The sequence below is a fragment of the Paenibacillus sp. FW126-R14 genome (assembly GCF_058789495.1).
On sequence record NZ_JBYTBS010000007.1, the window covers coordinates 189,035 to 204,929 of the forward strand.

Below are 15,895 nucleotides of genomic sequence, written 5' to 3' on the forward strand. Positions count from 1 at the left end.
ATTCTCTTCATGCCAACACAAAAATGGGGACGCAGCGGAAGTGTAGCGCTCATTACAACGATCCTGCTGCTTTCATCCGCATGCTCGAGTGCAACGAACAGCAATAACACCGAGTCACCGACAGCGGCCGCAACGGCGGTGGCTTCGAAAGCTCCGGTTGAAAGCGCTGCCGCAAATAAAACGCCGATCAAAATCGGGGTGCTGGCCTCCATGACTGGCTCGCTTGAAAGCTATGGAAAGCAGACCACCCGCGGTTTTGAAATGGGAATCGATTACGTGACCAAAGGGACGAAGGTGCTGGACGGCCACCCGATTCAGATCATTGTCGAGGATACGGAAACAAAGCCGGACGTCGCGGTGCAGAAAGCGACAAAGCTGCTTGAGAAGGATAAGGTGGATTTCCTTGTCGGCTCATCCAGTTCAGGCGATACCTTGGCGGTTCTGCCGCTGGCGCAGGAGTATAAGAAGGTCATGGTCGTTGAGCCTGCCGTGGCGGATTCCATTACGGGAGCCAGCTGGAACAAGTATATTTTCCGCACAGGTCGCAACTCCTCGCAGGATGCGGTGGCAGGCGCGGCAGCTATTGCGAAACAGGGCGTAAAGATCGCGACGCTCGCTCCGGACAGCGCATTCGGCCGGGATGGCATTGCGGCGTTTAAGGAAGCGGCGCTTAAGCTTGGCGCAAACTTCGTAACGGAGCAGTACCCAGGCGCGACTGCGACGGATTTTACACCGAACATACAGAAAATCCTGGAAGCGAAACCGGACTACCTGTTCGTTGTGTGGGCAGGCGCCAACTCGCCATGGAAGCAGCTGCAGGATATGAAAGTGCAAGCTAGCGGCATTAAAATTTCCACAGGAGCACCCGACATCGTAGCGCTGAAAACCATGAACGATCTGGTCGGCATGGAGGGCTTCTCCGTTTACTACAATACGCTTCCGAGCAATGACATTAATAAATGGTTGGTCGATGAAAACAAGAAGCGGTTTAACAACGAAGTTCCGGATCTGTTTACGCCGGGCGGCATGTCGGCAGCGCTTGCCATTGTCGAAGCGGTGAAGAAGGCAAACTTTGATATGAATACCGACACCTTGATCAAGACGATGGAAGGCATGTCCTTCGAAACGCCAAAGGGAACGATGAAATTCCGCCCCGAGGATCATCAGGCACTGCAGTCTATGTATGCGATCAAGCTGGTGAAAAAAGACGGCTTCGATTATCCGGTGCCGGAGCTTATGCGTGAAATGAAGATGGATGAGACCGCTCCGCCGGTTCGTAATAAAAAATAGCAAGGGGCGAGTGCGAATGAAGCCGATTCTCGAAACCCGTGATCTGACGATCGCATTCGGCGGACATACGGCGGTGAACGGGGTGGACCTTACGGTGCCACCCCGGCATTTTAAATCCATCATCGGGCCGAATGGAGCGGGGAAGACGACATTTTTCAATTTACTGAGCGGCGAGCTGAAGCCAACCCGCGGAACGGTTTGGTTTAAAGGGCAGGACATCACTCCGCTGTCACCATATGAGAGGACCCGGTTAGGCATCGGGCGATCTTTTCAAATTACGAACGTATTTCCGAATCTGACAGCGCTGGAAAATGTCCGGTTGGCCGTCCAGTCGCGGGAAGGCATTCGATATAACGTTTTCCGCCATTTCACCGCTTACCGCCGTCTTGAAGAAGAAGCCCGGGAACTGCTCCACACCGTGTTATTGTCAGAGGTGGCCGAATCCCCGGCACGCATGCTGGCGCATGGCGAGAAGCGCAAGCTGGAGATTGCCATGCTGCTTGCTCTGAACGCCGAACTGCTGCTGCTGGATGAACCGACGGCGGGCATTTCCATGGAAGAGGTGCCTGCGATCTTAGAAGTGATACGCGGCATCAAAGAACGGGGCGACCGCTCGATCGTACTGATTGAGCACAAGATGGAAATGGTCCTCGATCTTTCCGATTCGTTGATGGTTCTGTTCAACGGCAAATTGCTGGCGGACGGTTCGCCGCAAGAGATCATGAATAATGAATTGGTCCAATCCGCGTACTTAGGGGGCTTTTACGATGACGCTTCTTAACGTCGAAGGTATCGAAACGTTTATTGGTCAGTATCACATTTTACAAGGGGTCTCGCTGGAAGTAACGCCAGGGGAGATTACCGTATTGTTGGGGCGCAACGGTGCCGGCAAGACGACAACGCTCCGGTCGATCATGGGGTTGAATCCGATTTCCCAAGGCGGCATCACCTTCAAGGGAGAACGAATAGATAAACTGCCTACCTACGCCATTGCCCGGAAGGGAATTGGCTATGTGCCGGAGGATCAGGGCATTTTCGCCGATTTGACCGTGCAGGAGAATATGAAGGTGGCGATGCGGGTCCAGCACGATGCGGCGATGCAGCGCCAGGAATGGATTTTGGAGCTGTTTCCCGATCTACGGACGTTCTGGCAGCGCAAAAGCGGTCATCTCAGTGGCGGGCAGAAACAAATGCTGGCCATTGCGAGAGCTTATGTCGGCGAGAATGAGCTGCTTTTGATCGACGAGCCGAGCAAAGGGCTTGCGCCTATCGTGGTGGAGAAGCTGATGCAGTCCATCGAACAAATCAAGAAGAAAACGACGGTGCTCCTGGTCGAGCAAAACTTTTTCATGGCCAGCCGAATCGGAGACCGCTACTATATCGTGGATGAAGGCCGAATCGTCCTGGGCGGGCGGATGAGTGAGCTCAGGGAAGACGCGGAAACCCGCAAACGGTTCCTGGGGATTGCCTGATATCCGGCCCAACGTTTGGGGATCCATTACAGAGGAGGCCGTATCCTTATGGCTACATTATCAAACTTGCTCGTTAACGGTCTCGCGACCGGCATGCTCGTATTTCTGCTGGCGGCTGGACTTACCTTAATTTTCGGACTGATGGATGTTCTTAATTTCGGACACGGCGGTCTGTTCGCATGGGGAGCTTACTCCGGCGTTTGGTTATTCACTCGCACAGGCAGCTTCACACTCGCGATTATCGGGGCGATTGTCACCGGCCTGGTTCTCGGCCTTGTGATGGAACGCATCGTGATTCGGCCTGTATACGGCAATCATGTTCAGCAAATTCTCGTTACGCTGGGCGTTATGCTTGTTTTAAGCGAACTGTTAAAGGTCGTATGGGGGCCGAACCCGATCTCTGCGCCGGTACCGAAACTGCTTGACGGCAGCTGGAGTTTGGGCGGCGTTATTTTTATCAAATACAGATTGTTTATTATCGGAGTAGGACTCCTTGTCCTGTTAGGATTGCAGCTGCTGATGAACCGTACGAGGCTCGGTCTCATTGTACGCGCCGGCGTGCAGAACAAAGAAATGGTGCAGGCGCTTGGTATCCCGATTCATCGCGTATTTACAGCTGTGTTCATGCTGGGCGCAGCGATGGCGGCGCTCGGCGGCGTGCTGCTCGCGCCTTACTCCGGCATTGTGTTCGCCGAGATGGGCATGCAGTTCGCGATTCTCGCGTTTATCGTCGTCGTTATCGGAGGAATGGGAAATATTAACGGGTCGGCGCTCGCTTCCGTTATCGTCGGGCTGACAGGGTCCTTGATGGCTTATTATGTTCCCGATTTGTCGCTTGCTGTCAATATGCTGCTGATGGTGCTGGTGCTCATGCTCAAGCCATCCGGCCTGCTTGGATCGAAGGGGTGAGAAGATGCTAACGCTGCTTAATAAACGCTTTTCCGGCTCTTTGACCGTATACGGGCTGTTGTCTCTTATTTTAGCTTTGTACCCGCTTATCAACGACTCGCGCAGCGCCATGATTCTCGTGACGAAAATATTCATCTTCGGGATCTTTGCGATCAGTTACGATCTTTTGCTGGGCTACACGGGAATTGTCTCCTTCGGGCATGCCATGTTTTTCGGCATCGGAGCCTATGCGGTTGGCATTATGATGCATAATTACGGCGCTTCCATCGGCGTACTGCTGCTGGCCATTCTTGTCGGCCTCTTGGTTGCAGGCGTGGTCAGTTATTTGGTCGGGATGCTGTCGCTGCGGTTAAAAAGCCATTATTACGCGATGCTCACGCTCGCCTTTGCAGGGCTGTTTCAAGTTGCCGCAGAGAAATGGCGCACGCTCACGAAAGGCGGGGAAGGCTTCACCTTCTCGATTCCTGACCTTTTAATGGACCGCCGCACCTTCTACTGGATTTCGCTTGCGGTGCTGATCATCGTGTTCCTGCTGCTGCGCCGGTTCACGGTATCGCCGCTAGGCAGCGTGCTGCAAGCTATTCGCGAGAATGAACAGCGGACGCGTTCGCTAGGCTTTAATCTTGTGCATTATAAAGTCATTGCCAGTGTCGTTGCGGGGATGGTGGCTGCGCTCGCAGGATCGATGTATGCGGTGACGCTGCGTTTTGTCAATACCTCGGTGTTTGCTACGGATATTACCTTGGATGCGCTGCTGATGACCATTATCGGCGGAGTCGGCACCCTGTACGGCGGACTCATCGGCTCAGCCATTATCGAGTTGGCCCATAACGGATTATCGAACCTCGCCAAGACGTATGCGATCTTTGACCGTTGGATTATTTTCTTCGGCTTGCTGTATATCCTGATTGTCATGGTATTTCCCAAAGGTATCGCGGGTACGGTCAAAATGTGGTGGGCGAAATGGCGAACTCCGGTACTTGAAAGGCGGGTGGAGAAAAAATGGCAGTAGAGCCCAACATGGTGAGCTCCTTTGTCCTCCGGTTCAGCTCTGTGGGCGAGGAGGAACAGCCTGAAGAGCGCCGCTGGCGCATTCGCATTACGCATGTGCAGGATCAGGATGAAATTGTCGTCGGTTCCATGCAGGAAGCGTTTGACTACATCGAGCAAGCTTTACGAAAAAAGGGTGAGGAAGGAAAATGAGCCTTTCAAATGAACGCATAGGCATTTTAAGCACGGGGATGTACATGCCTCAAACCATTATGACCGCTAAGGATATTGCCGAGGCTTCCGGTCTGCCTGAAGAGGTGGTGGAGCAGAAGCTGGGTATCCGGCAAAAGCATGTTCCCGGCCCTGGACCCGAGGACCAGACCTGCGAAATGGGCATCCTGGCGGCGCGCGAAGCGATCGCGAAAGCGGGAATCGATCCGAAGGAAATCGATCTGGTTATTTATATCGGCGAGGAGCATAAGGAGTATCCGGTGTGGACCGCCGCACTTAAGCTGCAGCACGAAGTCGGTGCCGTGAACGCGTGGGCGTTCGATGCCGCCCTTCGGTGCGGTACGACGATCATGGCCCTCAAAGTGGCGAAAAGCCTGATGATGGCCGATGATTCGATCCAAACGGCGCTGCTCGCCGGCGGATACCGGAACGTCGATCTCATTGATTATGAAAACCCAAGAACGCGGTTTATGTTTAACTTGGCTGCCGGCGGCGGGGCTATGCTGCTGCGCAAAGGTCACGCGAGCAACGTGGTGCTGGAGAGTCATTTGATCACTGACGGCGCTTTTGCGGAGGATGTCATCGTACCTGCGGGCGGCACGAAAATGCCGTTAACCAGCGATTTGCTGCAGCAGGGACAGGGGCTGTATTTGGATGTGCCGGATCCCGAGGGGATGAAAGAGCGTCTCGACCGCACGTCGATGGCGCGTTTCGTTGAAGTGATTCGCAGAGCAGCGGAGAAAAGCGGTTGGCAGCTGTCCGACATCGATTATCTGGCTATTTTGCATATGAAAAAGTCGGCGCATGACTATGTACTGAGGGAAATCGGGCTTTCCGAAGAGCAGTCGGTGTATTTGCAGGATTACGGCCATGTAGGCCAGCTTGATCAGATTTTAAGCTTAGAGCTCGGCGTGGAGCAAGGGAAAATTAAAGATGGCGATCGCGTCATCCTGGTGAGTGCCGGCATCGGCTATGCGTGGGGCGCAACGGCTATTCAATGGGGCAAAGGGAGGAATGCGTAAATGGCGGAGGTTGTGTTAAAAAGCTTGGAGCTTCCGAATGGGGAAACCGTCGGGTATCGCGAGAGAGGCGTTGAAGGCGAAGGACCGACACTGCTTTTGGTTCACGGCAACATGAACTCGTCTAAACATTGGGATGTGCTCATGGAGAGCCTCGATCCCCGGCTGCATCTTGTTGCCATCGATCTTCCCGGATTTGGCATTTCTACGTATCGCAAGCCTATCGGCAGCCTTTTCGATTACGCAGATGTGGTTAAGCAGTTTGTCGATGCGCTCGGACTGCACAAATTTGCCCTGATCGGCTGGTCGACCGGCGGCGGAATCGTCATGAAATTTGCGGCGGATTACCCGGAGCAAGTGGAGAAGTTGATTTTACTCGCCTCGATGTCTACGCGCGGATATCCCTTCTATGCAGACGGCGCAGACGGCAATCCGGATCTAACGAAGCGTCTCCGCACACATGACGAAATCAGCGCGCTTTCGCGGACGAAGCTTATTTCGGATGCAGGAGCACGGCAGGACCGGGCTTTCATGCGCTGGCTGTTCGAAGTTTCGGTGTATAACTTGAATAAACCGGCCGAGGAGCAGTTTGAGCAATATGTGGATGATATTTTGACCCAGCGAAATCTGGCAGATATTTATCATGGCTTAAATACGTTCAATATTAGCAGTGCGGATCATGAAGCTGCGCCGGGAAGCGGGGATGTCTCGCGGATTAAAGCGCCTGTGCTCGTCTTATGGGGGGCGAACGATCTCGTCATTCAGGAATCGATGACAAGCGAGATTATGGAAGATCTCGGCGATCGCGCTGAGCTCGTAGTTTTGGAGAACTGCGGCCATTCGCCGTTAGTGGATGCTTTGCCGGCGTTAACTGTGCAGGTAGATCGGTTTGTGCTTGGTTAGGAATAGCAAGGATCAGAAACGTTGGAGGAGATTGGAACGATGAGACTTCAGGATAAGGTCGCGTTAATTACCGGGGGGGCTAACGGAATTGGCCGCGAGACAGCTCGGTTGTTCGTCTCGGAGGGTGCCCTCGTTGCTATAGCCGACTATGATGAGGAAGCTGGAGCGGAAGTGCTGCAGGAGCTGCAAGCAGCTTCCGGCGGAGAGCGGACGATCTTCGTGAAGGTCGATGTAAGCGACGCGGAAAGTGTGGAGCGGATGGTGGGCACCGTGGTCGAGCGTCTGGGCACCTTGGATATACTGATCAACAACGCAGGCATTACACGCGACAGCATGCTCAGCAAAATGACGCTCGAACAGTGGCATCAAGTCATCGACGTGAATTTAAACGGCGTGTTTTACTGCACCAAATTTGCAGCGCCGCATATGGTTGCTAAAGGGAAAGGCAAAATCATCAACACCTCCTCGATCGTCGGCATTAACGGGAATATCGGCCAGACGAATTATGCGGCGACCAAAGCAGGTGTCATTGGGATGACCAAAACCTGGGCCAAGGAGCTGGGATTTAAAGGAGTAACCGTTAATGCCGTCGCACCGGGCTATATTGAAACCGGCATGGTGGCCAAAGTTCCGGAAAAGGTGCTTCAAGGCATGATCGAGAAGGTGCCTCTGCGCCGCCTGGGTCAACCGCAGGATATCGCCAAAGCTTACTTGTACCTAGCTTCGGACGATGCTGATTATGTGAACGGTACCGTACTAGAGGTGAACGGCGGTTTAGTTATTTAATTTGAAAACCCCCATACCGGGAGTAGTAGAAAGGCCATGACCTTTTCGAAATACTCAGGATATGGGGGATTTTTTTATTCGCTCACCATGCGATTCGTTAGGCTGCCTAATTTTTCGATGGAAATCGTTACGACATCGCCGTCTTTCAAATATACGCGTTTATCCACCGGATCGCCGAGCACAACGCCCTCCGGGGTACCTGTGAGGATGATGTCGCCCGGATACAGTGTCATGTGCTGCGAAATATAGCTGACGATTTCGTCGCAGTGGAAAATCATATCGGCTGTGTTCGAGTTTTGCCGTACCTTGCCGTTGACGGTGGTGCTGATCTTCAGGTCATTGGGATTGCCGACCTCGTCCGCCGTGACCAGGTAAGGGCCGAGAGGGCTGAAATCATCGCATGACTTGCCTAGCAGCCATTGCGCTGTACGCATCTGCAGATCGCGGGCGGACAAGTCGTTCACGCAGCAGTAGCCGTAGACATGGTCCAACGCTTCCTCTTTGGAGACGTATTTGGCCTGCTTGCCGATGACGATGACGAGCTCCGCTTCATAATCGACTTCGTTGGTTACACGGGGGAGGGCGATATCATGCCCATGCCCTGTCAGCGTATTGTTGAATTTGTTAAAAAGAATCGGATACTGCGGGATCGGAGCATTCGTTTCTTCTGCGTGCTTGCGGTAGTTAAGCCCGACGCAAATGATTTTGCCGGGGTCCGTGACGCAGGGACCGTAGGTAAGTTCTGCTTCGCTGAGTAGAAGAGAATCGCGATGATCGCTTTCAAGAGCGAGGCTGACGAGCTGATGCAGCGCATCGGTTGCGGCGGCTCCGCCTTGGATCGCTTCGTGAACCGTCGCAGGTACAGAGAACGCAGGTGATAGCTGCCGGATAGCTTGAACGGCATCCAGTACGCCGGAGTCTGTTTGGATGCCGAGCGTGAGCGAATGATTTTTGTGGAATGTAAGCAGTTTCATGAGAGAACCTCCTGAGTAGTTGGATGTATGAGGGCATGAAAGTTGTGAATGGAAGCGTGAGTGAGAGCTTGGGTGAAAGCGTGAATGAAAGTATGAATGAGAGTATGAATGAATGTGTGAATGAGAGTATGAATGAAAGTATGAATGAAAGCTTGATTGAAAGCGTGAATGAAAATGCGAATGAAATCGTGCGGAAGCCCAATTTATGCGTTTTTGCCGAACGTCACGCCTCCGTCAATGTAAAGCGGTGAACCCATCATGAACTTGGACTCATCCGAAGCAAGGAATAATGCGGCTGACGCCACGTCTTCCGGACGCCCCATCTCGCTGCTCAGCTGTCTGGATTTCAAGGAGGCGACGGCAGCCTCCGGATCGTCATACGAGGTGCGGAGATAATTTTCAACAAACGGGGTCAAAATCGTTCCGGGAAGCAGCGCATTCACCCGAATGCCATAGGGGGCATAATCCACCTGCATGGATTTGGTAAGCGCGAGGACGGCGCCTTTGGTCGCTGCGTACGAGGCTCGGCGAGCTAGTCCGATTTCGGCTATGCAGGAAGACATATTGATGATCGAGCCCGATTTGCGCTCCATCATATGGGGGAGAACATGCTTGGAAGGGAGGAAGACGCCCTTCACATTAATGCTCATGATGCGGTCCCAGGCGTCAGGCTCCAGTTCATGGAGCGCGCCTACGCCGCTGATGCCCGCGTTGTTGAAAAGCACATCGATTCGGCCGTAGGCTTGAATGATTTGCTCAACCATCGCTTTGACGGAGTCGGAGTGCGTCACGTCCGCTTGAATGAAGCGGGCCGCTCCGCCAGCCCCGGTAATTTCATTCACCGTCTCGATTCCCTTGGTTTCGTCGAGATCGTTCACGATGACCTGAGCGCCCTCGCGCCCGAATAAGAGTGCCGTGCTTTTGCCAATTCCTGAAGCAGCGCCCGTGATGAGAATGACTTTGTTCTGCAACCGCATGTTCAATTCTCCTTTGCTATTCGGATAGTTGGTGAGCCAGCTTGCAAACTTCTTCTATACAGATCTGCTTCTTCTGTTCCCACTGAGGCGACATCATGGAGCAGCTGACAGCGGCGATGACCTTCCCTTCGCTGTTGCGAATTGGAGCGGCTGCGCAGCTGAATCCGATGACAGCTTCCTCCAAATCGAGCGCGAAGCCTTGTTGGCGGATTTGCGCCAAGTTGTTTTTCAAGGCTTGCAAAGACGTGATGGAATGCACCGTTAACGGAGGAAATGGCTCTTGTTCGGTGGGATAAAGCAGGTCGAGCTCCTCATCGCTCAGATCAGCCAGCATCACCTTGCCGAGAGCAGTGGCATGCGCAGGAAGCCGCGTTCCCGGTCCTGAAGCGAGCCGGACGGGTGTTGGCGCTTCCTCTTTGGCGAGATAGAGCACCTCGCTGCCGTCGAGTCTGGCAAGCTGCAGCGATTCCCCGAGCTTCAGCTTCGTGAGGGAGGCTTCCTTGTGGAACGACTCGTTCAAGTCGCGCTGCTGCTGTACAGCCGCATGGCCCAAGCGAGACAGCTCGCGTCCCAGACGGTAGGTCTCACCGGCTTCTTTCTCGACCCAGCCCAAGTTCTCCAACGTTAAAAGCAAGGAGTACATCGAGCTTTTGTTAATGCCCAGCGAACGTGACAAATCGATGAGCTTCAATCTACCGGGCTGCAGCGAGATTTCTTTGAGAATAAGGTGCGCACGTTCAATCGCCGGAACGCGGTATTTATCGTCCAATCGTGTGCCTCCTAGTTCGTGTGGATTGCGAAGCGGTTTATTATACAAAACCAAGTTTATTAGTTAAAACCATTATAGCATAGATCGAGGGAAAAAACGAGTGGGATGATGGAGGTTGTTTTCGTCTGGATGGGGGGAGTTGGTGAGTGAGTGCCATTTGGGGTTGGGTTGGGGGAGTAGGAGTAGGAGTAGGGCGTGAAACATAGCATGAGCGAGAACAGGCGTGGGGGGAGGAAGAGATAGAGGTAGAAGCGAGATAGCGTGTGGGGTAGGGACAGTAGAAGGAGTAAGGGTGACAGCAGGATTAGAGTAGGAGCAAGTGTTAGAGTAGAAACGAATTCTAGCGTGTGGAGTAGGGACAGTAGAAGGAGTAAGGGTGACAGCAGGAGTAGAGTAGTAGCAAGAGTTAGAGTGGAATGGAGAGCTAGCGTGTGGAGTAAGGACAGTAGTAGGAGTAAGAGCGGTAGCAGGAGTAGAGTAGTATCAATAGTTAGAGTGAAATCGAGAGCTAGCGTGTGGAGTGAGGACAGTAGTAGGAGGAAGGGCGACAGTAGGAGTAGAGTAGTAGCAAGTGTTAGAGTAGAAGCGAGAGTTAGCGTGTGGAGTAGGGACAGTAGAAGGAGTAAGGGCGACAGCAGTAGTAGAGTAGTAGCATGATTGGCGTAGGAGGCGAGTTTATGTATCGAGAGCAAGAGAAATAACGGGATCAAGAGCAGCAGGAGCACCTCGAGCAATTGCATTGTGTTGAAATATCGCCTACGATGGCAGAGCCGCGCGTCTGCTCGGGGTCTATGTTGTAGTTTGTGCAACAATATGGCTGTCAATCAGGCAAAGTGCTCCTCTATGTTGCAGTTTGTACAACGATTTTGGTTGAAATGAGTATTTTTTCGTCATTTCGATTCAAATGGTTGTACTTTGTGCAATGAAGGTGAGATTGATGAGTAAAAAGTGCTTACTAAGTTGTATAAAGTACAACGAAGGCTAGACCTTGATGCGGCCAATGTGGCTCATTACCCGACTGAACTTCGAAAGTTTACATACACCACCAATAGGCTGACATAACCATTTGAAAAATGCCCGATATAGCTCATAATTTCGCAGCAATATCAGTCCCAGATAAGAGTCTCCAAAGACTCTTATCCCCGCCCCAAAGCCATCTTGTTCCAAAATAGCAGTCTTTAAAGTCTCCTATATGCACAAAAAAGCCGCCAATCTCACCAATTTTCAGCACTTAGGGGTCTTCAGAGACACTTTATTGCTTCTCAACATCACAGTTTGACCGAAATAGAAGTCTTTCACGTCTCCTATTTGCTCGAACAACTTCCGCCCCGCCACCTGCCACTCGTACCCTGTAATCTGCAACCCGCTACCCACACGCTGATCAATCCCGCACCAGCTATTACTTGGAGCCCGGAATGAACTGCTTCAGCCACCCGCCGAAGCTTTGCGGGTTTCTCGTTTGAATGAGCACCACGCCTTCGCCGCGGAATCGGCATACAACGCCTTCACCGCTTGTAATACTTGAGAGCCAGCCTTTGGCTGCTTTCTCGATCTTATACTGCGTATAATCCGGCCATGCGACCAGATGCCCGTTATCAATGACAACCTCTTGTCCAGGTGCAAGATTAATAGCATGAATAGCTCCGTAGGAGGAGAGGAAAACGGTGCCTCGACCGCTAATTTCAACGATAAAAAAACCTTCGCCTGACATGAAGCCACTCATCAGATTTTGCATTTTGGTATTCACTTGGATGCCGGAGGTTCCAGCGAGAAAGCCGTCTTTTTGCACGTACAGCTTGTACGATCCGTCGAGCTCGACAGCTTCAATGTCGCCGATTACCGAGGGTGCCAATAAAACCTCACCGCTTCCCCCGGTCGGGGTCAACTCTTGGAAGAAAAATTTCTCGCCGCTCAGCATACGGCCAAGTCCGCGCATAATGCCGCCATCTACAGTTCCTTTGAGCTCAACGTTAGGCGACATAGAGACCATGGCTCCGGATTCCGCCTTAATGTTTTCACCGGCTTCAAGCTCCACGCGCAGCATCGGAAACGCGCCTTTATATAAGATTTCGTGTTTCATAAAAAGATCATCCTCCACATTTAGAATATAAATTTATAAAATGTTAAGCCACATTTGACCGACTTGAAACGGTACGCTGAGGGTTTTGGCAGATGCTCATCATCCCGATTTGCATGAGGCTCCTTATCTTTTTTTCCAGTATAGCATACTTCACTTCGATACGATTTATAGGGCAAGCCAAAATAAGACAGCCATCCACAAACGGATAGCTGTCTTAGGTTAGCTGCTAGGCTGAGAGTTTATGTATTCAAACTGGACATCACCGTGCCGAAAAGTATGACTACGAAAACAAGATAGATGACAAGACCGATAGCCGCCCAAATTAAGCTGGCTTTGGCATAGTTCGATTTTGAAGGGTTTTCCCCTTTGCTAAAAGCCCATACGAATAACAAAACGATATTCACAATGGGTATGGCCAGCAGCAGGATCGTAATCATCCAATCCTTGACACTTAGCACAGGCGCATGTTGTTCTTCTGGCATCGAAAGATCAACTCCCTCTCAGTCGTTTACCTTACTGTATTGCCAGCAGTCTCCTTGTATGCCATAAAAGTTTACATAACTTGTTCACGGGAACAAGGTGAGGGCGAGCGAAAGGAGAGGGCCTCCACCGAGAGGTCTCAAAAGGCCCTCTCAGCCGCCGGAACGCAGCTGAAATGCAGCGAGCCGCCCGAAAAGGCCGTCTCAAGAGCAAAAACTCGCAAAATGCGGTGAAACCGCATCGCGAGAGGTCTCAAAAGGCCCGCTCAGCCGCCGGAACGCAGCTGAAATGCAGCGAGCCGCCCCAAAACGCCGTCTCAGCCCCAGCCACCCTACCGCCGGTAGGTGCGAAAAATAATATCCCGGTTATAGTTGCCGAAGCCTTCACCGTATAAAGTCATGCCGCCGACATGCGCCGCATGCTCCGGCACTTCCAGCCGCAGTGTCCACTCGTTGCGCGACATGCGGATGTCCTTGAGCGTGACGTCGGACAGCCGCTGCCCGTCAAGAAAGGTGCCCTGCTCGGTGACCCGGATCACCTTGAGCCAACCGTATTGGTTGATGGAGTCCGGCCACCAACTGGGGGTGAAATGCCCGCGGCCTTGGCCCGAATCGCCGGGACTCGTCCAATAGCCGAGCAGGGTGTCGTTGACATAGAAATGAATGTCAGACGGCCAATTCTCGGCAATCCCCGGCGCTTCCGAGCCGAGCTCCAGTGAAATCTCGATCTCCTCCAGCGTCTGACCGGGGAGCAAATAATTCGGGACGCGGTATTCCACGAAGCCGCTTCCGAACCAGAGAATCTTCGCATGCATGCGCTCAGGCTCGAGAAAATAGCGCGGATCGTCGTACTGGCCGATGGTATGATCGGCCGTGGCGAGACCGCACGTAGGCTGCACTTCAAAGCGCGTGTAATGTCCGATGGGAATGGACACCTCATCGAACACGCGCTGGGGCTCGCTGCGCTGCGGCAGCTGAATTTCCACGCGCGATACCGCTAGCGTGCATATTTTATGCGTGCCGCCTTGCTTGCGAACCAATGCCGTGTCAATCAGGCCGCCGGCCTCCAGCTTCTTCACATGCATGGTCACGATGGCGCTGCTCAATCCAAGCGTCTGGGCCAAATCCTTCACATTCATTTCTTGCTCAGCAAGCAAATCCAGAATCTGAAGCCGCACATCGCTTGCCAATGCTTCATAGAGCGGCAGCCATTTGCGGTCAGTTGTCGCATGTATCATTCAACCAAACTCCTCTATTCGAAACTGATTTCTAACTTCGACTGATTAATACAAATATAAATCCAAACCAAGCGGAAAGAAAGGCTTGAAATCAACCGACAAGTATTGTTTAATAGAGTCAGTTGCATCATATTTTCATTAATCGATTCATATTTTTATTAATTATACGATGAGGTGAAAGCAATGTCTATGAAAGCGAGCATGATTGTCGACAAAGATTTTAAAATCGGAGAAGTAGATTCCCGGATTTACGGTTCTTTTATTGAACACTTGGGACGCGCTGTTTACGGGGGCATTTATGAACCGGGACATCCGCAAGCCGATGAACAGGGGTTTCGGGCGGACGTTCTGGAACTGGTCAAAGGACTGGATGTCCCTATTGTCCGTTATCCGGGCGGGAACTTTGTATCCGGCTACAACTGGGAGGACGGCATTGGCCCGCTGAACCAGCGTAAGAAAAGGCTGGATCTGGCTTGGCGCACCATCGAGCCGAACTTGGTCGGACTGAACGAATTCATGGATTGGTGCCGCAAAGCGAACACGGAGGCGATGATGGCCGTTAACCTGGGAACTCGCGGACCGGATGAAGCCAGAGATATCATCGAGTACGCCAATATTCAAGGCGGCACGTACTGGAGCGATTTGCGGATTTCCCACGGGTATAAGGCACCTCATAACATCAAAACCTGGTGCTTGGGCAACGAAATGGACGGTCCGTGGCAAACAGGCGCCAAAACAGCCGTTGAATACGGGCGCACAGCTTGCGAAACGGCCAAAGTTATGAAGTGGGTCGATCCCACGATCGAGCTTGTGGCTTGCGGCAGCTCCAGCTTGAATATGCCGACCTTCCCGGATTGGGAGGCGACGGTGCTCGAACATACATACGATCACGTCGATTATATTTCTCTGCATCAGTACTATGGCAATCGAGACAAGGACTCCGCTAATTTCCTTGCGCAATCGATGGGCATGGATCGCTTTATTCATACCGTCATCTCTACAGCAGATTATATTCAGGCGAAAAAACGCGGAAAGAAGAAGATCAACCTATCCTTCGACGAATGGAACGTCTGGTATCACTCCAATGAGGCTGACCGGAAAATCGAGCCTTGGTCCATCGCTCCGCCGCAGCTCGAGGACATTTATAATCATGAGGACGCGCTTCTCGTGGGTTGTATGCTGATCTCGATGCTGAAGCGTGCGGATCGTGTGAAAATGGCTTGCATGGCACAGCTCGTCAACGTCATTGCCCCGATTATGACGGCAAACGGCGGGGCCGCATGGAAGCAAACGATCTACTATCCATACATGCACGCGAGCTTGTTTGGGCGGGGAACCGTGCTTGTTCCGCTAATCAAATCGCCGAAATACGATGCCAAAGATTACACGGATGTTCCTTATTTGGAAGCCGTTGCGGTTCATAATGAAGCGGGGTCGGAAGTGACGGTCTTCGCAGTTAACCGCCATTTGGCGGAGGCTCTTCCGCTTGAGTTGGATCTGCGCAGCTTTGGAGCTTGCCAAGTTATCCAGCATATCGTGTTGGAGAATGACGATCTTAAAGCGTCCAATACGATAGATGATCAGGATCGGGTAAAACCGCATAACGGCGGCAATGCAGCGATGGATACGAATGGACAAATCCATGCGACGCTGGGCAAAGCGTCTTGGAACGTTATTCGCTTGAAATTGGCCTAGGCGGGCAACCGCCGCGCAATAAAAGACATGGCAGAGGCTAACGCTTTTGCCATGTCTTTTATGCATTTCAACCATTATTTGCA

Annotated in this window: 16 protein-coding genes; 10 read left to right on the top strand and 6 right to left on the bottom strand. The window is 52.3% G+C overall.

The genetic code is table 11. From position 1 onward, the window contains the following. The first annotated feature begins 9 nt into the window (after window positions 1-9). The 9 genes from AC3WRW_RS07425 to fabG are packed head-to-tail and all read left to right on the top strand — an operon-like array spanning window position 10 to window position 7,600. The gene (locus AC3WRW_RS07425; RefSeq protein WP_492545704.1) at window positions 10-1,290 is read left to right on the top strand and encodes a substrate-binding domain-containing protein; all 1,281 of its coding nucleotides are present in this window, start codon (window positions 10-12) and stop codon (window positions 1,288-1,290) included. A gap of 16 nt (window positions 1,291-1,306) precedes the next feature. Beyond that, complete coding sequence (locus AC3WRW_RS07430; protein ID WP_492545705.1) at window positions 1,307-2,071, top strand: ABC transporter ATP-binding protein; 765 nt, start codon at window positions 1,307-1,309, stop codon at window positions 2,069-2,071. Continuing rightward, window positions 2,058-2,762 carry an ABC transporter ATP-binding protein gene (locus AC3WRW_RS07435; RefSeq protein WP_492545706.1) on the top strand — a complete coding sequence of 235 codons (705 nt, stop codon included), beginning with the start codon at window positions 2,058-2,060 and terminating at the stop codon, window positions 2,760-2,762. Before AC3WRW_RS07430 ends, AC3WRW_RS07435 begins: the two co-directional genes overlap by 14 nt. Before the next feature lie 48 nt (window positions 2,763-2,810). Next, window positions 2,811-3,671: a branched-chain amino acid ABC transporter permease gene (locus AC3WRW_RS07440; RefSeq protein WP_492545707.1), complete on the top strand. Its 861-nt coding sequence runs from the start codon at window positions 2,811-2,813 to the stop codon at window positions 3,669-3,671. Between the two features lie 4 nt (window positions 3,672-3,675). Next, window positions 3,676-4,683: a branched-chain amino acid ABC transporter permease gene (locus AC3WRW_RS07445; RefSeq protein WP_492545733.1), complete on the top strand. Its 1,008-nt coding sequence runs from the start codon at window positions 3,676-3,678 to the stop codon at window positions 4,681-4,683. After that, the gene (locus tag AC3WRW_RS07450) at window positions 4,674-4,874 is read left to right on the top strand and encodes a hypothetical protein (RefSeq protein WP_492545708.1); all 201 of its coding nucleotides are present in this window, start codon (window positions 4,674-4,676) and stop codon (window positions 4,872-4,874) included. The genes AC3WRW_RS07445 and AC3WRW_RS07450 overlap by 10 nt, the downstream gene beginning before the upstream one ends. Continuing rightward, complete coding sequence (locus AC3WRW_RS07455) at window positions 4,871-5,914, top strand: 3-oxoacyl-ACP synthase (protein ID WP_492545709.1); 1,044 nt, start codon at window positions 4,871-4,873, stop codon at window positions 5,912-5,914. The genes AC3WRW_RS07450 and AC3WRW_RS07455 overlap by 4 nt, the downstream gene beginning before the upstream one ends. Next, the gene (gene phaZ / locus AC3WRW_RS07460; protein WP_492545710.1) at window positions 5,915-6,814 is read left to right on the top strand and encodes an intracellular short-chain-length polyhydroxyalkanoate depolymerase; all 900 of its coding nucleotides are present in this window, start codon (window positions 5,915-5,917) and stop codon (window positions 6,812-6,814) included. A 39-nt stretch (window positions 6,815-6,853) separates the two neighbouring features. Continuing rightward, complete coding sequence (gene fabG, locus AC3WRW_RS07465) at window positions 6,854-7,600, top strand: 3-oxoacyl-ACP reductase FabG (RefSeq protein WP_492545711.1); 747 nt, start codon at window positions 6,854-6,856, stop codon at window positions 7,598-7,600. A gap of 74 nt (window positions 7,601-7,674) precedes the next feature. Here fabG and AC3WRW_RS07470 read toward each other — a convergent pair whose 3' ends face one another. From AC3WRW_RS07470 to AC3WRW_RS07495, 6 genes are all read right to left on the bottom strand, one after another. Beyond that, the gene (locus tag AC3WRW_RS07470; protein WP_492545712.1) at window positions 7,675-8,574 is read right to left on the bottom strand and encodes a fumarylacetoacetate hydrolase family protein; all 900 of its coding nucleotides are present in this window, start codon (window positions 8,572-8,574) and stop codon (window positions 7,675-7,677) included. Window positions 8,575-8,777: 203 nt separating this feature from the next. After that, window positions 8,778-9,551, bottom strand: a complete 774-nt coding sequence (locus AC3WRW_RS07475; RefSeq protein WP_492545713.1) for an SDR family NAD(P)-dependent oxidoreductase — start codon at window positions 9,549-9,551, stop codon at window positions 8,778-8,780. Between the two features lie 16 nt (window positions 9,552-9,567). After that, on the bottom strand, window positions 9,568-10,320 hold the full coding sequence (locus AC3WRW_RS07480; protein WP_492545714.1) for an IclR family transcriptional regulator: 753 nt from the start codon (window positions 10,318-10,320) through the stop codon (window positions 9,568-9,570). Between the two features lie 1,399 nt (window positions 10,321-11,719). Beyond that, window positions 11,720-12,400, bottom strand: coding sequence for a TIGR00266 family protein (locus tag AC3WRW_RS07485; RefSeq protein WP_492545715.1), 681 nt, complete (start codon window positions 12,398-12,400; stop codon window positions 11,720-11,722). A gap of 239 nt (window positions 12,401-12,639) precedes the next feature. Next, window positions 12,640-12,882, bottom strand: a complete 243-nt coding sequence (locus AC3WRW_RS07490) for a hypothetical protein (RefSeq protein WP_492545716.1) — start codon at window positions 12,880-12,882, stop codon at window positions 12,640-12,642. A 329-nt stretch (window positions 12,883-13,211) separates the two neighbouring features. Then, window positions 13,212-14,117 carry an ArsR/SmtB family transcription factor gene (locus AC3WRW_RS07495; protein ID WP_492545717.1) on the bottom strand — a complete coding sequence of 302 codons (906 nt, stop codon included), beginning with the start codon at window positions 14,115-14,117 and terminating at the stop codon, window positions 13,212-13,214. 183 nt (window positions 14,118-14,300) lie between these two features. Here AC3WRW_RS07495 and arfA point away from each other — a divergent pair, with 183 nt between their 5' ends. Next, window positions 14,301-15,812 carry an arabinosylfuranosidase ArfA gene (gene arfA, locus AC3WRW_RS07500; RefSeq protein WP_492545718.1) on the top strand — a complete coding sequence of 504 codons (1,512 nt, stop codon included), beginning with the start codon at window positions 14,301-14,303 and terminating at the stop codon, window positions 15,810-15,812. The last annotated feature ends 83 nt before the right edge of the window (window positions 15,813-15,895 follow it).

What these genes read in the sequence shown, in the direction of transcription:
- AC3WRW_RS07425 (WP_492545704.1), top strand. Translation starts at nt 10, where the DNA reads ATGCCAACACAAAAATGGGGACGCAGCGGAAGTGTAGCGCTCATTACA.
- AC3WRW_RS07430 (WP_492545705.1), top strand. Translation starts at nt 1,307, where the DNA reads ATGAAGCCGATTCTCGAAACCCGTGATCTGACGATCGCATTCGGCGGA.
- AC3WRW_RS07435 (WP_492545706.1), top strand. Translation starts at nt 2,058, where the DNA reads ATGACGCTTCTTAACGTCGAAGGTATCGAAACGTTTATTGGTCAGTAT.
- AC3WRW_RS07440 (WP_492545707.1), top strand. Translation starts at nt 2,811, where the DNA reads ATGGCTACATTATCAAACTTGCTCGTTAACGGTCTCGCGACCGGCATG.
- AC3WRW_RS07445 (WP_492545733.1), top strand. Translation starts at nt 3,676, where the DNA reads ATGCTAACGCTGCTTAATAAACGCTTTTCCGGCTCTTTGACCGTATAC.
- AC3WRW_RS07450 (WP_492545708.1), top strand. Translation starts at nt 4,674, where the DNA reads ATGGCAGTAGAGCCCAACATGGTGAGCTCCTTTGTCCTCCGGTTCAGC.
- AC3WRW_RS07455 (WP_492545709.1), top strand. Translation starts at nt 4,871, where the DNA reads ATGAGCCTTTCAAATGAACGCATAGGCATTTTAAGCACGGGGATGTAC.
- phaZ (WP_492545710.1), top strand. Translation starts at nt 5,915, where the DNA reads ATGGCGGAGGTTGTGTTAAAAAGCTTGGAGCTTCCGAATGGGGAAACC.
- fabG (WP_492545711.1), top strand. Translation starts at nt 6,854, where the DNA reads ATGAGACTTCAGGATAAGGTCGCGTTAATTACCGGGGGGGCTAACGGA.
- AC3WRW_RS07470 (WP_492545712.1), bottom strand. Translation starts at nt 8,574, where the DNA reads ATGAAACTGCTTACATTCCACAAAAATCATTCGCTCACGCTCGGCATC.
- AC3WRW_RS07475 (WP_492545713.1), bottom strand. Translation starts at nt 9,551, where the DNA reads ATGCGGTTGCAGAACAAAGTCATTCTCATCACGGGCGCTGCTTCAGGA.
- AC3WRW_RS07485 (WP_492545715.1), bottom strand. Translation starts at nt 12,400, where the DNA reads ATGAAACACGAAATCTTATATAAAGGCGCGTTTCCGATGCTGCGCGTG.
- AC3WRW_RS07490 (WP_492545716.1), bottom strand. Translation starts at nt 12,882, where the DNA reads ATGCCAGAAGAACAACATGCGCCTGTGCTAAGTGTCAAGGATTGGATG.
- AC3WRW_RS07495 (WP_492545717.1), bottom strand. Translation starts at nt 14,117, where the DNA reads ATGATACATGCGACAACTGACCGCAAATGGCTGCCGCTCTATGAAGCA.
- arfA (WP_492545718.1), top strand. Translation starts at nt 14,301, where the DNA reads ATGTCTATGAAAGCGAGCATGATTGTCGACAAAGATTTTAAAATCGGA.